This window comes from Paenimyroides aestuarii, from assembly GCF_024628805.1.
Taxonomy (GTDB): Bacteria; Bacteroidota; Bacteroidia; order Flavobacteriales; family Flavobacteriaceae; genus Flavobacterium; species Flavobacterium aestuarii_A.
In genome coordinates this window covers 2,728,584-2,748,369 of the sequence record NZ_CP102382.1, presented here as the reverse complement: position 1 = coordinate 2,748,369, position 19,786 = coordinate 2,728,584, and the positions used below count along the sequence as shown (strand labels likewise).

Annotated in this window: 16 protein-coding genes; 13 read left to right on the top strand and 3 right to left on the bottom strand. The window is 33.7% G+C overall.

Annotated features, from left to right (window positions below; genetic code table 11):
• Window positions 1–121 precede the first annotated feature (121 nt).
• The 8 genes from NPX36_RS13340 to queA all read left to right on the top strand — a co-directional run bounded on the left by NPX36_RS13340 (window position 122) and on the right by queA (window position 7,364).
• Window positions 122–1,204, top strand: a complete 1,083-nt coding sequence (locus NPX36_RS13340; protein ID WP_257499221.1) for a chorismate mutase — start codon at window positions 122–124, stop codon at window positions 1,202–1,204.
• 54 nt (window positions 1,205–1,258) lie between these two features.
• Window positions 1,259–1,780 (top strand): hypothetical protein, encoded by a 522-nt coding sequence (locus NPX36_RS13335; protein WP_257499220.1) that lies wholly within the window; start codon window positions 1,259–1,261, stop codon window positions 1,778–1,780.
• 213 nt (window positions 1,781–1,993) lie between these two features.
• Window positions 1,994–2,959, top strand: coding sequence for a ribosome small subunit-dependent GTPase A (rsgA, locus tag NPX36_RS13330; RefSeq protein WP_257499219.1), 966 nt, complete (start codon window positions 1,994–1,996; stop codon window positions 2,957–2,959).
• A complete protein-coding gene (dtd, locus tag NPX36_RS13325; protein ID WP_257499218.1) occupies window positions 2,960–3,412 on the top strand; it encodes a D-aminoacyl-tRNA deacylase in 453 nt (150 codons plus the stop codon).
• Between the two features lie 381 nt (window positions 3,413–3,793).
• On the top strand, window positions 3,794–4,120 hold the full coding sequence (locus NPX36_RS13320) for a nucleotide pyrophosphohydrolase (RefSeq protein ID WP_257499217.1): 327 nt from the start codon (window positions 3,794–3,796) through the stop codon (window positions 4,118–4,120).
• Between the two features lie 142 nt (window positions 4,121–4,262).
• On the top strand, window positions 4,263–4,859 hold the full coding sequence (locus NPX36_RS13315; protein ID WP_257499216.1) for a porin family protein: 597 nt from the start codon (window positions 4,263–4,265) through the stop codon (window positions 4,857–4,859).
• A gap of 104 nt (window positions 4,860–4,963) precedes the next feature.
• On the top strand, window positions 4,964–6,190 hold the full coding sequence (locus NPX36_RS13310) for a 3-phosphoshikimate 1-carboxyvinyltransferase (protein ID WP_257499215.1): 1,227 nt from the start codon (window positions 4,964–4,966) through the stop codon (window positions 6,188–6,190).
• Window positions 6,191–6,314: 124 nt separating this feature from the next.
• The gene (gene queA / locus NPX36_RS13305) at window positions 6,315–7,364 is read left to right on the top strand and encodes a tRNA preQ1(34) S-adenosylmethionine ribosyltransferase-isomerase QueA (RefSeq protein WP_257499214.1); all 1,050 of its coding nucleotides are present in this window, start codon (window positions 6,315–6,317) and stop codon (window positions 7,362–7,364) included.
• Between the two features lie 378 nt (window positions 7,365–7,742).
• Here the strand turns inward: queA and NPX36_RS13300 are convergent, their stop codons facing one another.
• The gene (locus tag NPX36_RS13300) at window positions 7,743–8,366 is read right to left on the bottom strand and encodes an HD domain-containing protein (RefSeq protein WP_257499213.1); all 624 of its coding nucleotides are present in this window, start codon (window positions 8,364–8,366) and stop codon (window positions 7,743–7,745) included.
• A gap of 1,507 nt (window positions 8,367–9,873) precedes the next feature.
• Between NPX36_RS13300 and NPX36_RS13295 the strand changes: the two genes are divergently transcribed.
• Window positions 9,874–11,079 (top strand): ATP-binding protein, encoded by a 1,206-nt coding sequence (locus tag NPX36_RS13295; RefSeq protein WP_257499212.1) that lies wholly within the window; start codon window positions 9,874–9,876, stop codon window positions 11,077–11,079.
• A gap of 2,134 nt (window positions 11,080–13,213) precedes the next feature.
• On the opposite strand, the gene NPX36_RS13290 is transcribed toward NPX36_RS13295, so the two are convergent.
• Window positions 13,214–14,272, bottom strand: a complete 1,059-nt coding sequence (locus NPX36_RS13290; protein ID WP_257499211.1) for an AI-2E family transporter — start codon at window positions 14,270–14,272, stop codon at window positions 13,214–13,216.
• A 361-nt stretch (window positions 14,273–14,633) separates the two neighbouring features.
• Complete coding sequence (locus NPX36_RS13285) at window positions 14,634–15,002, bottom strand: hypothetical protein (RefSeq protein ID WP_257499210.1); 369 nt, start codon at window positions 15,000–15,002, stop codon at window positions 14,634–14,636.
• Window positions 15,003–15,959: 957 nt separating this feature from the next.
• Between NPX36_RS13285 and NPX36_RS13280 the strand changes: the two genes are divergently transcribed.
• From NPX36_RS13280 to pseB, 4 genes are all read left to right on the top strand, one after another.
• Window positions 15,960–16,568, top strand: coding sequence for a putative polyvalent protein kinase domain-containing protein (locus NPX36_RS13280; protein ID WP_397376473.1), 609 nt, complete (start codon window positions 15,960–15,962; stop codon window positions 16,566–16,568).
• Between the two features lie 548 nt (window positions 16,569–17,116).
• Entirely contained in the window at window positions 17,117–17,635 is a 519-nt protein-coding gene (locus NPX36_RS13275; protein ID WP_257499208.1) for an ArsR family transcriptional regulator, read from the top strand.
• 243 nt (window positions 17,636–17,878) lie between these two features.
• Window positions 17,879–18,736, top strand: coding sequence for a glucose-1-phosphate thymidylyltransferase RfbA (gene rfbA / locus NPX36_RS13270; protein ID WP_257499207.1), 858 nt, complete (start codon window positions 17,879–17,881; stop codon window positions 18,734–18,736).
• A gap of 39 nt (window positions 18,737–18,775) precedes the next feature.
• Window positions 18,776–19,786: a UDP-N-acetylglucosamine 4,6-dehydratase (inverting) gene (gene pseB / locus NPX36_RS13265; RefSeq protein WP_257499206.1), complete on the top strand. Its 1,011-nt coding sequence runs from the start codon at window positions 18,776–18,778 to the stop codon at window positions 19,784–19,786.

Sequence of the window (19,786 nt, the reverse complement as noted above, 5' to 3'; positions counted from 1 at the left end):
ATTATTTTTCAAAAACAAAGCATGAATTTTTTTTAGATACATTTCTTTTTAAAAATAGAAATAAGAACAACTTCGTATAGAGAATTCTAAAAAGTAACCGAAATATCTGTAAATTTGTAATATGACAAAAGTGAACGAAAAAGCTTTGTGGTTTAAAGAATTATCGGGCAATAACCCTTTATTAATCGCAGGTCCATGCAGTGCAGAAACACCCGATCAGGTGCTTCAAATTGCGCATGAAATAAAAAACACCGCAACTGTTTTCCGTGCCGGTATCTGGAAACCGAGAACGCGTCCGGGCGGTTTTGAAGGGGTTGGTGCTATTGGTTTAAAATGGCTGCAGCAAGTAAAGGCAGAAACTGGAATGCTTTTGGCTACCGAAGTTGCCACTGCAGAGCATGTAGAATTGGCTTTAACACACGGTATCGATGTGCTGTGGATTGGTGCAAGAACCACTGTGAATCCTTTTGCGGTGCAAGAAATTGCCGATGCATTGCAGGGAACCGACAAAATCGTTTTTATAAAAAATCCGGTAAATCCCGATTTAAGCCTTTGGATTGGTGGTTTTGAGCGTTTACACAATGCCGGAATTCAAAAATTAGGGTTTATCCACCGCGGATTTTCAAGCTATGAAAAAGTAAAATACCGCAATACACCCGAATGGCAAATTCCTATTGATTTGCAGATTCGCTTTCCGGAAATTCCATTGATAAATGATCCATCACACATCACAGGAAATCGCGATTTGATTGAACAAGTGGCTCAAAAAGCCTTGGATTTGAATTTTGACGGATTGATGATTGAAACGCATTGCACACCCGATTTAGCATGGAGTGATGCCGCACAACAAGTAACACCGGCGCAATTAATTGCCATTGTTTCAAATTTAGTGCAGCGCGATTTAGTGAACGAAGAAGATTCGTATGTTCACGAAATGCAACTTTTTAGAACCCGAATCGATGAAATTGACACTCAAATTTTACGTTTATTAAAAGATCGCATGCAAATTGCCGATGAAATAGGAATGCTTAAAAAAGCCAAAAACGTAGCCGTTTTGCAACCAGAACGCTGGCAAGAAGTATTAATAAAAATGCGCCGCGAAGGCAAGGAAAATAAATTGGGCGAAGCATTCATCACCTCATTGTTCAAGGCGATACACGATGAAAGCATCACCAGACAAGACCATATAATCAATAGAAAATAGCAGTTTTAAAAATCAAAAAAAAGTTGTAATATAACCAACTAAAATTTTTAAACAATGAAAAAAATCTTGTTGCTTGTTGTTTTATTGGTAACAACAATTGTTAATGCGCAAACAGATGCGGTTAAGAAACATAATGGAGAAACACTTCAAGGAAAAGTGCTTAGAAATGAAGAGTACACAATTACCTTTGTTTACGATGGTGAAGAAGCAGAAAACGTGATTAGTAAATATGCAATTGAAAAGATTGTATATGGGAAAAGCGGAAGAGTAGAAGAGATGACAGATAAAATTGTAGTATCTTCCGAAGACGATTGGGAAAAAGTAGTGATACTAGAAGACAAAGCTTACATTGCAGGATTGAAGAAAGTAGATGAACTTAGAGGTAAAACAAGCTTAATTAATTATCACAGCGGAAACACAGGTGATAGAAAAGCCGAAAAAAAATTAAAAATGGCGGCTGCTAAAGAAGGTTGCCCTTTTGTATTAATGACTTCAGACAAATCTACTGTTGGTGCCAATTCAAATGCTTTAGGAGGTTCTCAAAACATTAAAAAAGGAATTGGTTACAAATACTAATATACGATTTCAATAATTATATAAAGACTGCATGGCAGTCTTTTTTTGTTGCCAAATTTCTTTCGATTCCAACAAAATATATATGAAAAAGGTACATTAATCAATCTAAAATGGCTGCTTATTTGTATCAGGATTGATTTAAATAGAAACAGAATAAGTGTTGTTTATTTAGAAATAGTATATTTGTGAAAATTCTAAATTGTATCTTAAAAAATGACCGGAATTGTTTATAAATCTACAGGCAGTTGGTACACCGTAAAAGCGGATACCAATGTTTTTTATGAATGTAGAATTAAAGGAAAATTTAGAATGCAAGGTATTAAAAGTACCAACCCAATTGCTGTTGGCGACAAGGTAGATTTTGAGTTAGACAATACCGCCGATATCGTTACAGGCATCATCACCACAATTCACGAGCGCAAAAACTACTTAATTCGCAAATCGGTAAACTTGTCTAAGCAGGTTCATATCATTGCATCAAACATAGATTTGCTTTTTATTTTGGTTACGATTGATAATCCCGTTACCACCACCAGTTTTATCGACCGTTTATTGGTAACAGCCGAAGCGTATGATATTGAAGCGGTTTTGGTCTTTAATAAAGTAGATACTTTTTCAGAAGAAACCCTGAATGATCAATTGTATTTGCAATATATATATGAAAGTATTGGCTATAGATGCTTGCGGGTTTCGGCTGCAGAGGGCAAAGGTTTAGAAAAGTTAAAGGCAGAAATGACTGATAAAGTTTCCATGTTTACAGGTCATTCGGGTGTTGGGAAATCTACATTGGTTAATGCGTTAGAGCCGGGTTTGAATTTAAAAACAAAAGAAATTTCCGAACAGCACCAACAAGGACAGCACACCACCACTTTTGCCGAAATGTATGATTTAAGTTTTAATGCAAAAATTATCGATACACCCGGAATTCGCGGTTTTGGAATCGTAGATATGGAACCACAAGAAGTGGGCGATTATTTTCCAGAGTTTTTTAAATTAAAAGATCAATGCAAGTTCAACAATTGTTTGCATAGAGAAGAACCACATTGTGCGGTGAAAGACGCATTAGATAACGATGAAATTTCATGGTCGCGTTATAAAAGCTACATCCAAATTTTAGAGGGCGATGAAGACAATTACCGAACCGATGTGTATGGAAACGGAAAAAAAACCGACGAATAAATGAGGGCAGTAATTCAAAGAGTTACGCAAGCTTCGGTAACCATAAACAGCGAGAAAGTGGCCAATATTGGTTTGGGATTATTGGTTTTAGTAGGTATAGAAGACAGCGATTCTGCAGAAGATATTGATTGGTTGACTGCAAAAATTGCTCAACTACGCATTTTTAACGATGAAAATGAAGTGATGAATCAATCGGTTCAAGATGTAAAGGGCGATGTAATCGTTGTTAGTCAGTTTACCTTGCATGCATCCACCAAAAAAGGCAACCGACCTTCTTATCTAAAAGCATCAAAACCAGCTATTGCCATTCCGCTATATGAAGCTTTTGTAGCAGCCATGGAACAATCAATAGGAAAAAAAGTGCAAACCGGACAATTTGGAGCCGATATGAAAGTAAGCCTGATAAACGATGGTCCTGTTACCATAATTATAGATACAAAGAATAAAGAATAATGCTAAAAAAATTGCTTTTATATACCTTTATATATGTTGTGGTTTCATTTATAATGAGTTACGATGAAATTCAATGCGCCATAAACGGCGAAGAAATGTGCTGGTATAATTTAATTGGTAAGTATTTTATCTTTATAATACTAATCATGTTGTTTGATCAGTTCATCAAACCTAAAATTTTTAAAAGATGAAAGAACGTATAATTTATATAGTTAGCGCTTTAATAATCTATTTTTTAGCAGGTATTTTGGTTAGCTACTTTGGTAATTCGTTTGTCGATTGGAAATTTGTTGTTGTATGGGCATTGGGAATGTCCGTTTTTGATTATTTTCTAATCAGAAACATGAGAAAATGGTTTTCAAAAAGAAATAAAGCTTAAAAATGAATATAAAAAACGCACAACTAGAAGTTGACAATTGGATAAAAGAACACGGTGTTCGTTATTTCAACGAACTAACAAATATGGCACAACTTACAGAAGAAGTAGGTGAAGTAGCCCGAATTATTGCCCGCAGATATGGCGAACAGTCTGAAAAAGAAAGCGATAAAAACAAAGATTTAGGCGAAGAATTGGCAGATGTGGTTTTTGTGGTGTTGTGTTTGGCAAACCAAACGGGTGTAAACTTACAGGAAGCTTTCGATAAAAAAATGCATCTAAAAACCAACCGCGATCACGACCGTCATCACAACAACCAAAAGTTAAAATAAAATTTTCTTTCTTAAAAAAAAGGAGCAATTGTTACTACAAAACGTGTACTATAAATATGTTATTTTGCGCCCATATAGCAAAAAAATAACAATTTATTTAAAAAACAGAATACATTTGCACCAAATTTAAAAAAAGAAAAAAATGAAAAAAATCATGTTAATGTTGGCAATTGCTGTAACAGGTATGGCAAATGCACAAGAAGGAACTATTTTAGTGGGCGGTAACGTTGGAATTTCTTCAGACAAAATGGGAGATAATAAATATTCAACATTTGAATTTTCTCCTACAGTTGGTTACCAATTCAACGAAAACATGACGGTTGGTTTACAAGCGTCTATTGCAAATTCAAAAGACGAAACATCTACGATGGTTGGTACAACTACTTCAGTTTCAGAATACACAGAAAACATGTTCAAAATCGGTGCATTTTATCGTTACACACAACCGTTAAGCGATTTATTTGCTGTTTTTGCTGATGTTTCTGCTGGTTACCAAACAGCTAAAGCAGAAAACACCGTTACTGGAATGCCTGCAACATCTTTAAAATCTAATGGTTTTTACGCGGGGATTACTCCAGCTTTGTTTATCAACATGAAAAACAGCTTTGGTTTAAACTTCTCAATCGGTGGTCTTCAATACAATTCAATGACAACGGATACTACACCATCTGTAAAATCATCTAGTTTTGATTTCAACTTTGGAAAAACGGTAAACATTGGTATTTCTAAAAACTTTTAATACCTATGTATTGCAATTAATAAAAACAGAAAATCGGGCTATTTGCCCGATTTTTTTTGTAAATAGTTTAGTACTTTTGGTTAAAATTACGCCACACAAAAGCTATGAATAACCTCTTGCTCCATAAAAGTGAATTAATAAGTAATCGGGAAATCATCATTTCGGGTTCTAAATCCGAAACCAATCGTTTGTTTTTGCTTCAAGCATTGTATCCAAATCTAAAAATTGAAAACGCATCCAATTCAGACGATTCAGAAGTAATGAAAAATGCTTTGCAGGCAGTTGGAACATCAAACGAAATCAATGTGCATCATGCCGGCACAGCCATGCGCTTTTTAACAGCCTATTTTGCAATTCAAGAAGGGGCAGAAGTAGTGCTTTCAGGATCAAGCAGAATGCACCAACGGCCAATTAAAATTTTGGTCGATGCCCTTAAACAGTTAGGATGCGATATCTCCTATTTAAAAGAAGAAGGTTTTCCGCCCTTACAAATCATCGGCAGAAAAATTCCAGGCAATAAAGTTTTAATTGATGCCAATGTAAGCAGCCAATACATTACCTCGCTAATGCTGATTGGGGCAAGTTTGCCAAACGGACTCGAAATAGCATTAAAAGGCACAGTTACGTCGATTCCGTATATAAAAATGACACTTTCGGTGTTGCAAGCATTAGGAATTAAAGCATCGTTTCACGATAACATCATAAAAATTCCATTTACCGAAAAACTTACAAAAGATACTTTTACGGTAGAATCAGATTGGTCTTCGGCATCGTATTTTTATAGTTTCATTGCCTTATCAAAAATCGATACGCAAATTACTTTGGGATATTTCAAGCAGCACAGTTTGCAAGGCGATGCCATTTTGGCTGAAATTTATCAAAAATTTGGAGTTCAAACGATATGTGAAGACCAAAAGATGATCCTTACAAAAATTGAAAATCCATCCATAAAACATATAAAACTGCATTTGAATGATGCGCCCGATATTGCACAAACCATCATTGTAACTTGTTTAGGATTAGGTGTTACCTGCGATTTAACAGGATTACACACCCTAAAAATCAAAGAAACCGATCGATTGCAAGCGTTGAAAAACGAGCTAACGAAATTCGGCGCAAAAGTTTCCATTTCAGCTGATGCCATTCAGTTAATGAATTCGATAACTTTTCAAAATGATCGTATCGCTATAGAAACCTATCAAGACCACCGAATGGCAATGGCATTTGCACCATTAGTTTTAAAACAATCTTTAGAAATTAAAAATGCCGATGTAGTTTCCAAATCATATGTGCATTTTTGGAACGATATACAGCATTGTTTAAAAGATTGATAATCAATAATTTGTTTTTGTTTTTTAAAATATATCGGTATTTACTTGACAAAGGCTATCTGCAAGTCGTATATTTGCACACTTAATTTTTTTGATTAAGTGCAACTAAAACGGACTTTTTTGTATGAAGTTATCAAATTTTAATTTTAATTTACCAACCGAATTATTAGCAGAATTTCCTGCTGAAAACCGCGATGAATCTCGCTTAATGGTAGTAAACCGCAAAACAGGTACCATAGAACACAAATTGTTCAAAGATTTAATTGATTATTTCGATGAAGGCGATGTAATGGTTCTAAACAACACCAAAGTTTTTCCGGCACGTTTGTATGGTAATAAAGAAAAAACCGGTGCACGTATCGAAGTGTTCTTGTTGCGCGAATTAAATTCGGAGCAACGCCTTTGGGATGTTTTAGTAGATCCAGCCCGAAAAATTCGTATTGGAAATAAATTATATTTTGGCGATGATGATTCACTAGTAGCCGAAGTTATCGATAACACCACATCGCGCGGACGCACCCTACGCTTTTTGTACGATGGTTCGTATGAAGAATTTCGTTTAAAGTTACGCGAATTAGGAGAAACACCCATACCAAAATACATCAACCGCGATGTAACCCCAGAAGACGAAGACCGTTACCAAACCATATATGCAACCGAAGAAGGCGCCGTAGCAGCACCCACAGCAGGTTTGCACTTTTCAAAGCATTTATTAAAAAGATTAGAAATAAAAGGCATTGATTTTGCAAAAATCACGCTGCATATAGGTTTAGGAACCTTTAACCCGGTGGAAGTAGAAGATTTATCAAAACACAAAATGGATTCAGAGGAATTAATCATTACCCAAGAAGCCTGTGATGTGGTAAACAACGCAAAAGCCAAAAAAAGTAAAGTTTGTGCCGTAGGTACCACCTCCATGCGTGCCTTAGAAAGCTCTGTTTCATCGAGCCACACATTAAATCCATACCAAGGTTGGACCAACAAGTTCATTTTTCCACCATACGATTTCAGCATAGCCGATTGTATGATAACCAATTTCCACATGCCCAAATCAACCTTATTAATGATGATTTCTGCATTTACAGGTCACGATTTAATGATGAAGGCATACGACGAAGCCGTAAAAGAAGGATATAAATTTTATTCGTATGGTGATGCCATGCTAATTTTATAGTTTTTTTATTTAGTTATATAGTTAAAAGAGAACTCATCTGGCAATCAGGTGAGTTTTTTTGATTTTGTTCAGGGCGTTCCCCTCCCTTATCGTTTCACAAGCAAAATGCAAGTTCATTACACTATGTGCAAAACAAACCATCCTTTCAAATAGTCGGGGCGGGCTGTTTGTTCCAAGTCCTCGCTCGTCGTGCCTCCTCGCTGTGGGCTATCCACTTCCATCCCTAACGCAAAAGACAACTTAAATCCTCTGCTCTTAAAGTAAGGTGAGTGGCTAGATTAATTTACATTAAAAAAGATGGGAAGTACAAAAACTTATCAGCTGTTGCAGTAAATAAGTGCATACTTCTTTTGGTAAGTCTTGGTACATCTCAATTTATTATAATTGCTTCAACTCTCGTTGCATATTTTCTCTTGCTTGTAATTCGTACTTATTGTAAAAAAAGTCTGTTTTGTATATAGTTTTAAAAGCTAAAAAATGTTTCAAAACGTTTTTTCTACCCGGCTTGTATATGAAATCAGGATATGCAGCATATTCCTTTCTAATGTTTTTAATATATACTTCATAGTCTGTCCAACTTTTTCCAAGAATAGCTAAATCTGCGTCTAATAAATAGTTAGTGTCTTTGTCATTAGAAAACAGATGCTTTTTGGTAGCTAAAATTTGGTTGTATATGGTGTCTATTTTATCAATAGGCACACTTATTTTTTGTAACCGATTTTTTGCTATTTCCGCACTTTTTTCTTCATTATTTTTAGCAGTACTTTTATAAATAATATCGTGATAGAAAATAGAAAAGCACATAGCGTTCCAATCCTGAAATTCAGATTTCACGCCTTCTAGCTCATTAATCATAAAATCTAGATGATGTAAATTATGATAGTATCTTTTTGTACTGGAATATTGCTTTAAAATTTCTGACCAATATTCTTCTAAAAGAATTTTATCATCAGAATATATCGAAAAAAGAAGCTTAAATTTTTGATATAAACGCTCTTCCATTATAAATTAAGTTTAGTAAACGACCAAAATTTTAAGTAATTAAAAAATCAATAAATAACCGCGATTAAAATTTATTAAAAAACTAATTTTCAGTATATTAAGATATTGTTTCCTAAGTAATGCGTACATATAAGAAATCCAACTCAAAAAACAAAGATAAACAATTATTAGACCTATTTAAAGCTTATTTTACAGGTCTTCTCAAAATAGCAAGAATACATTTTATTTGTTATAAAATTGCAAACTATATAACAGTCAGGGAGGTAAGAAGTCAAAGTCTAAAAATAAGGAAATAAATCGTTGACTGTTTTCAGGTATAGATTAGGTTACTTTACAAGGCTTTTAATTATTAGTATCAATAAATTAAATATGAACCCGTTTATTTTTTTTATAATCCCAAACTAAAAACAAAACTGTAAATATTCCCCCTTTGAAGGGGGCAGGGGGGATGTTGAAATATTTATAATACACAAATGTATATTGTAAATTGTATTGTTGTATAGTGTAAAAAAATATAAGTAAACAGTTAAATCAGCTTTTTCACTAAACTTTAAACCTTAAACGAGTAAACAAATAAGCCACTGAACCACAGATTAAATGATTCCCAAGAATGGCGCTATCAACCATATCATCCAGAGATACAATATACATTTTACATTATACAGCAACCAAAACTTTAAACTTTAAACCAATCAGCCCGAGATTAAAAAGGTTACCACAAATTGCGCTATCAACCTTATCATCCAAACATACAATATACATTCCTACGCTATACAGCAAAAACAACCTCTTCATTTATATGTATATTGTAAATTGTATTGTTGTATAGTGTAAAAAAAGTATAAGTAAACAGTTAAATCAGCTTTTTCACTGCATCCTTAAACTAATAACCTGGATTAAAGCGCCATTGGTTAAAAGACGAAGAGCTTGTCCCGATATAGCGGGATTATCTCATTGAAAAAAACGTAATCAAATCGGGTAGCTTGCTACGTTTCGATTTGATCGTTTTTGAGATGTAAGGTAACCGTTTTTTAACCGAGGCAAGATAAAAAAGAAAGACTTTTGCTTCTTTTAGTCATAAATCGAAGATTCACGACTTCCAAGCTGTAAAATAATACATGGACGTAAAAGAAGAAGAATGAAGATAAAATTTGTTAATTTAAGTCCGAATGATATTAAAGCACCTCCAACCTTAAACTTTAACCCTTAAACCAATATACTCCCAGATTAAAAATTACCACAAATTCCGCTATCAACCTCATCATCCAGACATACAATATACATTTATACAATATACAGCAACCGAAACCTTAAACTAGTAAACAAGTGAGCCAGTAAACGAGTGAACAAGTGAACCACAAATTAAAAGATTTCCAAGTATTGCTCAATAAACTTTACTGCGCTATATGTTTTAAGTATGATTTAAATTAAATTTTATTTATAAAAAAGTTTTAATCATAATTAAAACTTTTTTATATTAGCATGTGTATATAAAGTATAATTAAAATTGGAAACAAACGCTATATTAAGACCGTTATATATAAATCGTGTGAAACCTTTTATTGGAAAAAATCTCATAAAATGTTTTACCGGACAACGCAGAGTGGGTAAAAGTTACCTTTTACTTCAATTGATGACTATTATTAAAAAAGATGATCCTGACGCAACAATTATTTATATAAACAAAGAAGATTTAGCATTTTCGCATTTGAAAAACGCCCAAGATCTTAATGATTATATTTTAAAAAATAAGTCGAAAACATTTAAAACTTATGTTTTTATAGATGAGATACAAGATATCATTGAATTTGAAACAGCGCTTCGTTCTTTATTGCTTCACAATGATTTAGATTTGTACTGCACAGGTAGCAACGCCAACCTTTTATCTGGAGATATTTCAGGCTTTTTAAGTGGCAGAGCAATTGAAATAACTGTTTACAGTTTATCATACAAAGAGTTTTTAACATTTCATGACTTAGAAAACAATTCGGTTTCATTAGAAAAATTCCTGAAATACGGCGGTTTGCCTTATTTAAAACATTTACCATTTGAAGATGCCATCATTTTTGAATATTTAAAGAATATTTACTCCACCATTGTATTCCGAGATGTAATCAATCGATATGCGGTACGAAACACTGTTTTTTTAGAACAATTGATTTTCTTTTTGGCTTCTAACACAGGAAGTGTTTTTTCAGCAAAAAAAATCAGTGATTTTTTGAAATCTCAAAAAGTAAATATAGCATCCAATCAAGTTCAACTTTATATACAGCACTTAACCAACGCGTTTTTAATTCATCAGGTAAAGAGGTATGATATAGAAGGAAAAAAAATATTTGAGATTGGAGAGAAGTACTATTTTGAAAATATGGGTATAAGAAATGCAATGTGGGGATATAAACTGCAAGACCGTGGAAAAATAATCGAAAATGTGGTATATAATCATTTATTGATTGAAGGCTATTCGGTTACTATTGGAATAATAGGTGCAAATGAAATTGACTTTATAGCAGAAAAAAATGGAGAAAAAGTGTATGTTCAAGTTGCTTTGGCGTTATTAGAAGAAAAAACGATAGAACGTGAATTTGGCAATCTAAAAAAGATAAAAGATAATTATCCCAAAATGGTAGTAACTCTTGATCATTTTTCAGGTAACACTATTGAAGGAATATTAGTGGTGGAATTACAAAACTTTTTATTGAATAATTGGTGAAAAAGTAACTCCTTATGATTGTTGTATATTGTATTGCTGTAGATTGTATAGTGTTTAATGTGAAAAAAAGTATAAGTAAAAAGTTAAATCAGCTTTTTCACTCAACTTTAAACCTTAAACTTTAAATGAGTAAACAGGTGAGCCAGTAAACGAGTGAACAAGTGAACCACAGATTAAATGATTTCCAAGAATGGCGCTATCAACCATATCACCCGGACATACACTATACATTTATACAATATACAACAAACAAAACCTTAAACTTTAAACAAATCAACCACAGATTAAAAATTACCACAAATTCCTCTACTTACCACATCACCCGATCATACAATATACATTTTACATTATACAGAAAAAAAATTACATCCCCCTTAATCCCCCTTCAAAGGGGGAGTTTTACGGTTTCAAAATAAGAATTAATGTTTCACTCAACTTTAAACCTTAAACTTTAAACTAGTAAACAGGTGAGCCAGTAAACGAGTGAACAAGTGAACCACAGATTAAATGATTTCCAAGAATGGCGCTACCAACCTCATCATACAGATATACAATATACATTTTTACATTATACAGCAACCAAAACTTTAAACTAGTAAACAGGTGAGCCAATAAACGAATGAACAAGTGAACCACAGATTAAATGATTTCCAAGAAAGGCGCTATAAACCTGATCATCCAGACATACACTATACATTTATACAATATACAGCAAACAAAACCTTAAACTTTAAACAAATCAGCCCGAGATTAAAAAGGTTACCACAAATTCCTCTACTTACCACATCACCCGATCATACAATATACATTTTACATTATACAGAAAAAAAATTACATCCCCCTTAATCCCCCTTCAAAGGGGGAGTTTTACGGTTTCAAAATAAGAATAATGTTTCACTCAACTTTAAACCAGTCAACCCGAGATTAAAAAGGTTACCACGAAATCCGCTATCAACCTGATCATCCAAACATACAATATACATTCATACGCTATACAGCAAAAACACCCTCTTTATTAATATGTATATTGTAAATTGTATTGTTGTATAGTGTAAAAAAATGAAAGTAAACAGTCGAATCCGCTTTTTCACTCAAATTTAAACTAATAACCTGGATTAAAGCATCATTGGTTAAAAGACGAAGAGCTTGTCCCGATATAGCGGGATTATCTCATTGAAAAAAACGTAATCAAATCGGGTAGCTTGCTACGTTTCGATTTGATCGTTTTTGAGATGTAAGGTAACCGTTTTTTTAACCGAGGAAAGATAAAAAAGAAAGACTTTTGCTTCTTTTAGTCATAAATCGAAGATTCACGACTTCCAAGCTGTAAAATAATACATGGACGTAAAAGAAGAAGAAGAAGAAGAAGAATGAAGATAGGATTTGTTAATTTAAGTCCGAATGATATTAAAACACCTCCAACCTTAAACTTTAAACCTTAAACTAATATACTCCCAGATTAAAAATTACCACAAATTCCGCTATGAACCATATCACCCGGACATACACTATACATTTTACATTATACAGTAACCAAAACTTTAAACTAGTAAACAGGTGAGCCAGTAAACGAGTGAACAAGTGAACCACAGATTAAATGATTTCCAAGAATGGCGCTATCAACCTCATCACCCGGACATACACTATACATTTATACAATATACAGCAAACAAAACCTTAAACTTTAAACAAATCAGCCCGAGATTAAAAAGGTTACCACAAATTCCTCTACTTACCACATCACCCGATCATACAATATACATTTTACATTATACAGAAAAAAAATTACATCCCCCTTAATCCCCCTTCAAAGGGGGAGTTTTACGGTTTCAAAATAAGAATTAATGTTTCACTCAACTTTAAACCTTAAACTTTAAACTAGTAAACAGGTGAGCCAGTAAACGAGTGAACAAGTGAACCACAGATTAAAAATTACCACAAATTCCGCTATGAACCACATCATACAGATATACAATATACATTTATACGCTATACATCAAACAAAACCTTAAACCAATTCGCGACAGATTAATGGTTTTCTACAAATCGCACTCTGAATCACACCACCCAGACATACGCTATACATCAAACAAAACCTTAAGCCTTAAACAAATCAACCACAAATAAAGCAGTTTCAACTTTTTTCATTGCCATCTGTAGAGTTCTTTAAAGGGGTGTGGCGTTTATTAATATATAATTCTTTTACAATTACTAGAAGTACCACTGTGATGGGAGTTGCCAGAACAAGTCCCCAACCGCCTGTCAATGCTCCCATAATTAATTGAGCAATAAGGATAAGAGCCGGAGGAAGGTTGACCATTTTTTGCTGAATTGTAGTGGTTATAAAATTACTCTCTATAAACTGTATGAGTACAAAAATACCTACCACATACAGTGCTGTGTCAATTCCACTCATTAAGCCTACCAAAACGGCTGGGGTCATACCAATGATAGGACCAAAATTCGGAATAAAACTAACCAATCCGGCAAAAAGTGCCAACACCAACCATAACGGAATTCCTAATATAGCCAAACCAATAGCAGTCATGGCTGCAACTATAAGCATTGAGAGCAGTTTTCCCTTAAGCCATTTGCGCAATTGCGTTCCCAACTTATTCAAAAGTTTTACAAACTCATCTTGTGCCTTCCCCGGAATCAATTGCACCATACCTTTCAAATACAGACCTGGTGAAATAGTAAAGAAAAATCCCATAAAAAGCACAGCATACAAATCACCAAAAACACCAAAAGTTGATTTAAAAAACGTACTTGCAAAATTGGTGAGCTTTGCTGTGTGGTCTTCATCCGAAATTGTGTGCATCGCTTCCTTTCCCGCTTCACTGGCGTTGAGTGTTTCCCGCACTTTATCAATAGTTTTTGGTAGCGTTTCAGATAATTCTTCTACCTGCATCTGAATTTTGGCACCCATAAGCCAAAAAAATCCTACGAGCACAATTATCGATAATACGATTGAAACTCCTACGCTTGTCATTTCCTTTAAGCCCGTTTTGCGCTGTATAAAACCACTCAATCCCCTAAAGAAAACCGACAGAAGAACACCTGCAAAAACAAGTAATAAAACGTTAAACGATGTTTTAATGATTAAAAGTAAAGAAACCGAAAAAGCTACAATTCCTACAATTATCCAAATTTTTTCAATGAATTGTTTATTGTTTTCACTAGTATGGCTCATAAATAGATTAGATTTTTTCTTTTTGTATAGATTTAATAAAATGCAGGTTCATTTAAGTGATATGATTTTTGCTAAACTCTAATATACAACAAACTTATCGGGAAACAATTTAATACCGCATCAAAACGTCATAATAAACATTATTAGATGCACAAGATTTATAGAAATCATTGCGAGGCAATCATCAAAATGATGCAACAAATGGAACACAACAGATTAAAATCCGTATAAATTTAATAGACCATACCTTATTATCTATGAAAGGATATCAACAGATTTGAAAAAAAATAAATCGATAAATAGTGTGTGAGTGTTCGTTAGCTGTTTAGAATCTTTTGTGGATGCAGCACCTCATAAAGTATCAACAAGCAATAAAATTCCATTCCGCTAGCGAACAGCCGTATTTTAATCCATGCTCCGTCATCTCTATAATCCGCTGTTTAGCAATGTCAGCATCTACTTTTATAAGTTCAGTGGTTCCAGTAATAACATATCCTTTGCCTACAATTTTTCGATAGCTTATCTCGTCACCAGCTTCAGCTAACTTACTGGCAAAATGATCTCCCTTGCGCCCTTCAGTGCATAAAAAAACATAATTTATTTGAAGCATTCCCAAAGGTTGCGGAAGGCTTTTTTCAATTTCAGCAGAAAGTGATGTTTGTAACTTTTCTGTTTGTGTTTCAGGTTGGTTTTTGGTAGTATTTTTCTTTGAAAAAAATGGCAGTTTCATTAGGCGGAATTGTTAAATAAGTACATGTTGTTTCTTTATAAGTGGCCCAATTTCCTCCTGGTTATTTATGACGTAAATGTATAAGAAAAAATCAAGTAAACACATCTTCTTTTAAGAAAATTTTATTATTTTTTCTTTTTCTAAATAAATAGTTCAATGGTGCGTATTCATTTATAGGTATATTGTAGTTTGTATTGTTGTATAGTGTAAAATAGTATAAGTAAACAGTCGAATCCGCTTTTCACTGCAACCTTAAATAATAAACTTTAAAACAATTCGCGACAGATTAATGGTTTTCCACGAATTGCGCTGTTTATAACATCACCCACACATACGATATACATTTTACATTATACAAAAAAAATTACATCCCCCTTAATCCCCCTTCAAAGGGGGAGTTTTGTGGTTTCAAAATAAGATAGTAGTTCCTATTAAAACTTCCAGTTTAAAAGTAACTTTTTTTATAATCCCAAATTAAAAACAAAACTGCAAATATTCCCCCTTTGAAGGGGGGCAGGGGGGATGTTGGAATATTTATAATACACAAATGTATATTGTAAATTGTATTGTTGTATAGTGTAAAAAAAGTATAAGTAAACAGTTGAATCCGCTTTTCATTGCAACCTTAAACCTTAAACTCTAAACCAATTCGCGACAAATTAATGGTTTTCCACAAATTGCGCTATTTACAACATCACCCGATCATACAATATACATTCATACGCTATACATCAAACAAAACCTTAAACTAGTAAACAGGTGAGCCAGTAAACGAGTGAACAAGTGAACCACAGATTAAATAATTTCCAAGAATTCCACTCTCAACTAGATTTATTTCAGCGAATCATTTGTTTATCAGCAAATTCACATTTATCCATTGAATCATCTCTTTTAGTGAAATAAAAATATTCTTTACATTTGTAGATGCAAAATAGTTTGAAACATGAATTATAGCATATCCTTTCAGGAAAGAGCCAAGTTAGGTTTGGAACAGTTATCCAAGCAATTACCAGTTACCTTAGCAATGGCACGCAAGCAAGCACAACAACTGAAGTTGAAAAGTCTTTCAAAGAACAAGAAACAAAGGTCTTAGAAAGTTATATAACCGCAAATCATTTGTGGATTAATAACATTGATTTTTCGCAGTATGTAAGTGAGGGAGCTGAACAAAAGGTTTATCTGAAAGATAGCGAATATGTATTAAAATTAAACGACGCTATTTATTATAGTTCTTGGCGAGATTATTTATTTAATTTACTTCTTCATAATTTCTTTTTCGCCGATACAGCTTATGAATTAAAAGGATTTACTAAAGATAATAATGTTTTATATGCGGTTGTGCAGCAAAACTATGTTTCTGTTACATCTGTGACCGATTTAAATAAGGTAAAAAGTTTTTTGACTGCAAATGGTTTTTATAATAACCGTAACAATGATTATATCAATAAGGAAATAGGAATCATATTGGAAGATTTACATGATGAAAATGTGCTAACACAAAATGATATTTTATACTTCATTGATACCGTTTTTTATTTAACTGATGAATTTTGGAAAGGTATATAAAACCTTCTGCATTCTCATTTTCCTAATTTGATAAGGACAAATTTTAAAGCAACCTACAAACCTACAACCATAGATTAAAAGATTTGCAAGAATGGCACTATCAACCACATCACCCATATATACATTTTACATTATACCAAAAAAAATTACATCCCCCTTAATCCCCCTTCAAAGGGGGAGTTTTACGGTTTCAAAATAAGAATTACTGTTTCACTCAATTTTAAACTTTAAACGAGTAAACAGGTGAGCCATTAAACGAGTGAACCACAGATTAAAATATTCCCACAAATTGCACTCTGAACCACATCACCCAAACATACAATATACATTCATACAATATACAGCAACCAAAACCTTAAACTTTAAACCAATCAACAACATATTAAATCATTTCCAAGAATGGCGCTATCAACCTCATCACCCAAACATACAATATACATTCCTACGCTATACAGTAAAAGAACCAGATTACCAAATCGTAAAATTTTTAGCAAAAATTTGTTCGTTAACAAAAAACGAGTACCTTTACTGCTCGTTTTAATAACAAAATGTTAGAATCATTAATCACCTCAAAAACCCGTGTAAAGCTATTGGTAAAGTTTTTTGTAACTTCCGCCAATTCAGGACATTTGCGAGGTTTGGCATCCGAGTTTAACGAGTCAACCAATGCCATTCGGAAAGAGTTGAACCATTTATCGGAAGCCGGGTATTTGCAAAAAAAAGAAGTAAGCAACAAAATTGCCTACAAAGCCAATACCAAACACCCCATGTTTCAATTATTGCAACAAGTGGTGCACAAATATTTAGGGTTAGATGCCATTGTGGAACAAGTGGTAGAGCGCATGGGCAATGTGCAAACCATTGAGTTAATAGGCGATTACGCCAAGGGAATTGATAGCGGCACCATTGAAATAAACATTGTGGGCACCGACATCAATACGGAATACACCGAAAACATCATCCCTAAAATAAAAGATATTGCCCACCGCAGTATTTGTTTGTATTACAACAAACCACTCACAAAAGACGGCATTGTGCTGTTTGGGGGTGAAGAAAGAGGTATATAGTATAAAAATATAGATCGTTAGAAAGTTAAAAATGAAATTAGAAATAGAAGATTTTATTTCAAAAGTAAATGCTATATGATACACAGATGTATTGAGTTTCGGTTATGTTTTTAAAAGAAATTTTATTATATCTAAAAGATAGGGATAATTCAATTAAAGAAGACTTATTTTATTAATGTATAATTATTTAAAAGATAAAATAGCAGATTTACCATTTAACAAATTTTACTGAAAATAAATAGTATGAAAGGAATCATTTTAGCCGGCGGATCCGGAACCCGTTTACATCCTTTAACCCTTGCAGTTAGCAAACAGTTAATGCCGGTGTATGATAAACCCATGATATATTACCCCTTATCAACATTAATGTTGGCGGGTATCAATGAAATATTAATCATATCCACGCCGCATGATTTACCACATTTCAAAAAATTATTAGGCGATGGCTCTCAAATCGGTTGTCGTTTTGAATATGCCGAGCAACCTGAACCAAATGGTTTGGCACAGGCATTCGTGATTGGGGAACATTTTATTGGTACGGATAAAGTAGCCTTGGTATTGGGCGATAATATTTTCTATGGCAGTGGTATGAGCAAGTTGCTGCAAGACTGTACCAAAGAAGAAGGCGGAGTGGTATTTGCTTATCCGGTACACGATCCGGAACGTTACGGAGTAGTAGAGTTTGATGCGGATAATAATGTATTGTCAATAGAAGAAAAACCAACGCAGCCCAAATCAAATTATGCTGTACCAGGCCTGTATTTTTACGACAATTCGGTGGTGGAAATTGCTAAAAACATTCAACCATCAGCTCGTGGCGAATACGAAATTACCGATGTAAACAAAGAGTATTTAAAACGCGGGAAGTTGCGTGTAGGCGTTTTCGATCGTGGCACCGCTTGGTTAGATACTGGTACGTTTGCTTCCTTAATGCAGGCGGGGCAGTTTGTACAAGTAATCGAAGAACGTCAAGGTATGAAGATTGGTGCTATTGAAGAAGTGGCTTATCGTATGGGCTACATCAATAAAGAACAATTATTTCAAGTTGCTAATCCACTGAAAAAAAGTGGTTATGGTAAATACCTTCAAAATCTAAAATAGACAATAAATATATTATTTTGTAAAATTAATGACATTAAAATGGTGGAAAATAAATCAATTTTAATTACTGGTGGTACAGGTTCGTTAGGAAAAGCATTAACAGCACATATATTAAAAAACTATCCTAATATAAAGAGATTAGTTATTTTTTCAAGGGATGAGCAAAAGCAATTTCAGATGGCTCAGGAATATCCCGCGAATGAATTTCCTCAAATTAGATTCTTCATTGGTGATGTGCGTGATAAAGAACGTTTGATAAGAGCTATGAAAGGAGTAGATTATGTAATTCATGCTGCGGCAATGAAACATGTGCCAATTGCAGAGTACAACCCTGATGAATGTGTGAAAACTAATATTCATGGTGCTCAAAATGTAATCGATGCTTGTTTTGATACAGAAGTGGAGAGAGTTGTTGCCTTATCAACAGATAAAGCATGTGCCCCAATTAATCTATATGGTGCTACGAAGTTAGCTTCTGATAAGTTGTTTGTAGCTGCAAATAATATTCGAGGCAATAATCCTATTCGTTTTTCCGTGGTTCGTTACGGAAATGTAATGGGTTCAAATGGTTCTGTAATACCATTTTTTATCAATAAAAAGAAAGAAGGAGTATTGCCAATTACTGATGTAAACATGACTCGTTTTAATATTAGTTTACAAGGAGGTGTTGATATGGTAATGCATGCACTATTTAATGCTTGGGGTGGAGAAATATTTATTCCAAAAATTCCATCTTATAAAATTTTAGATGTAGCAATGGCTGTTGCGCCAGAATGTGAACATAAGGTGGTAGGTATTCGTCCCGGTGAAAAAGTACATGAAGAAATGATTACACCGTCAGACTCTTTTTATACTTATGATTTGGGTAAATATTATACTATTTTACCATCAGTTCCAAAATGGAATTTACAGGATTTTCTTAATGAGTTTAATGGTTCTAAAGTGGAAGAAGGATTTGCTTATAACTCGGGTGATAATACAGAATGGGAAACTGTTGAGGGTTTAAGAGTATTGATTAAGGAACACGTTGATTCCACATTTGAAGTATAA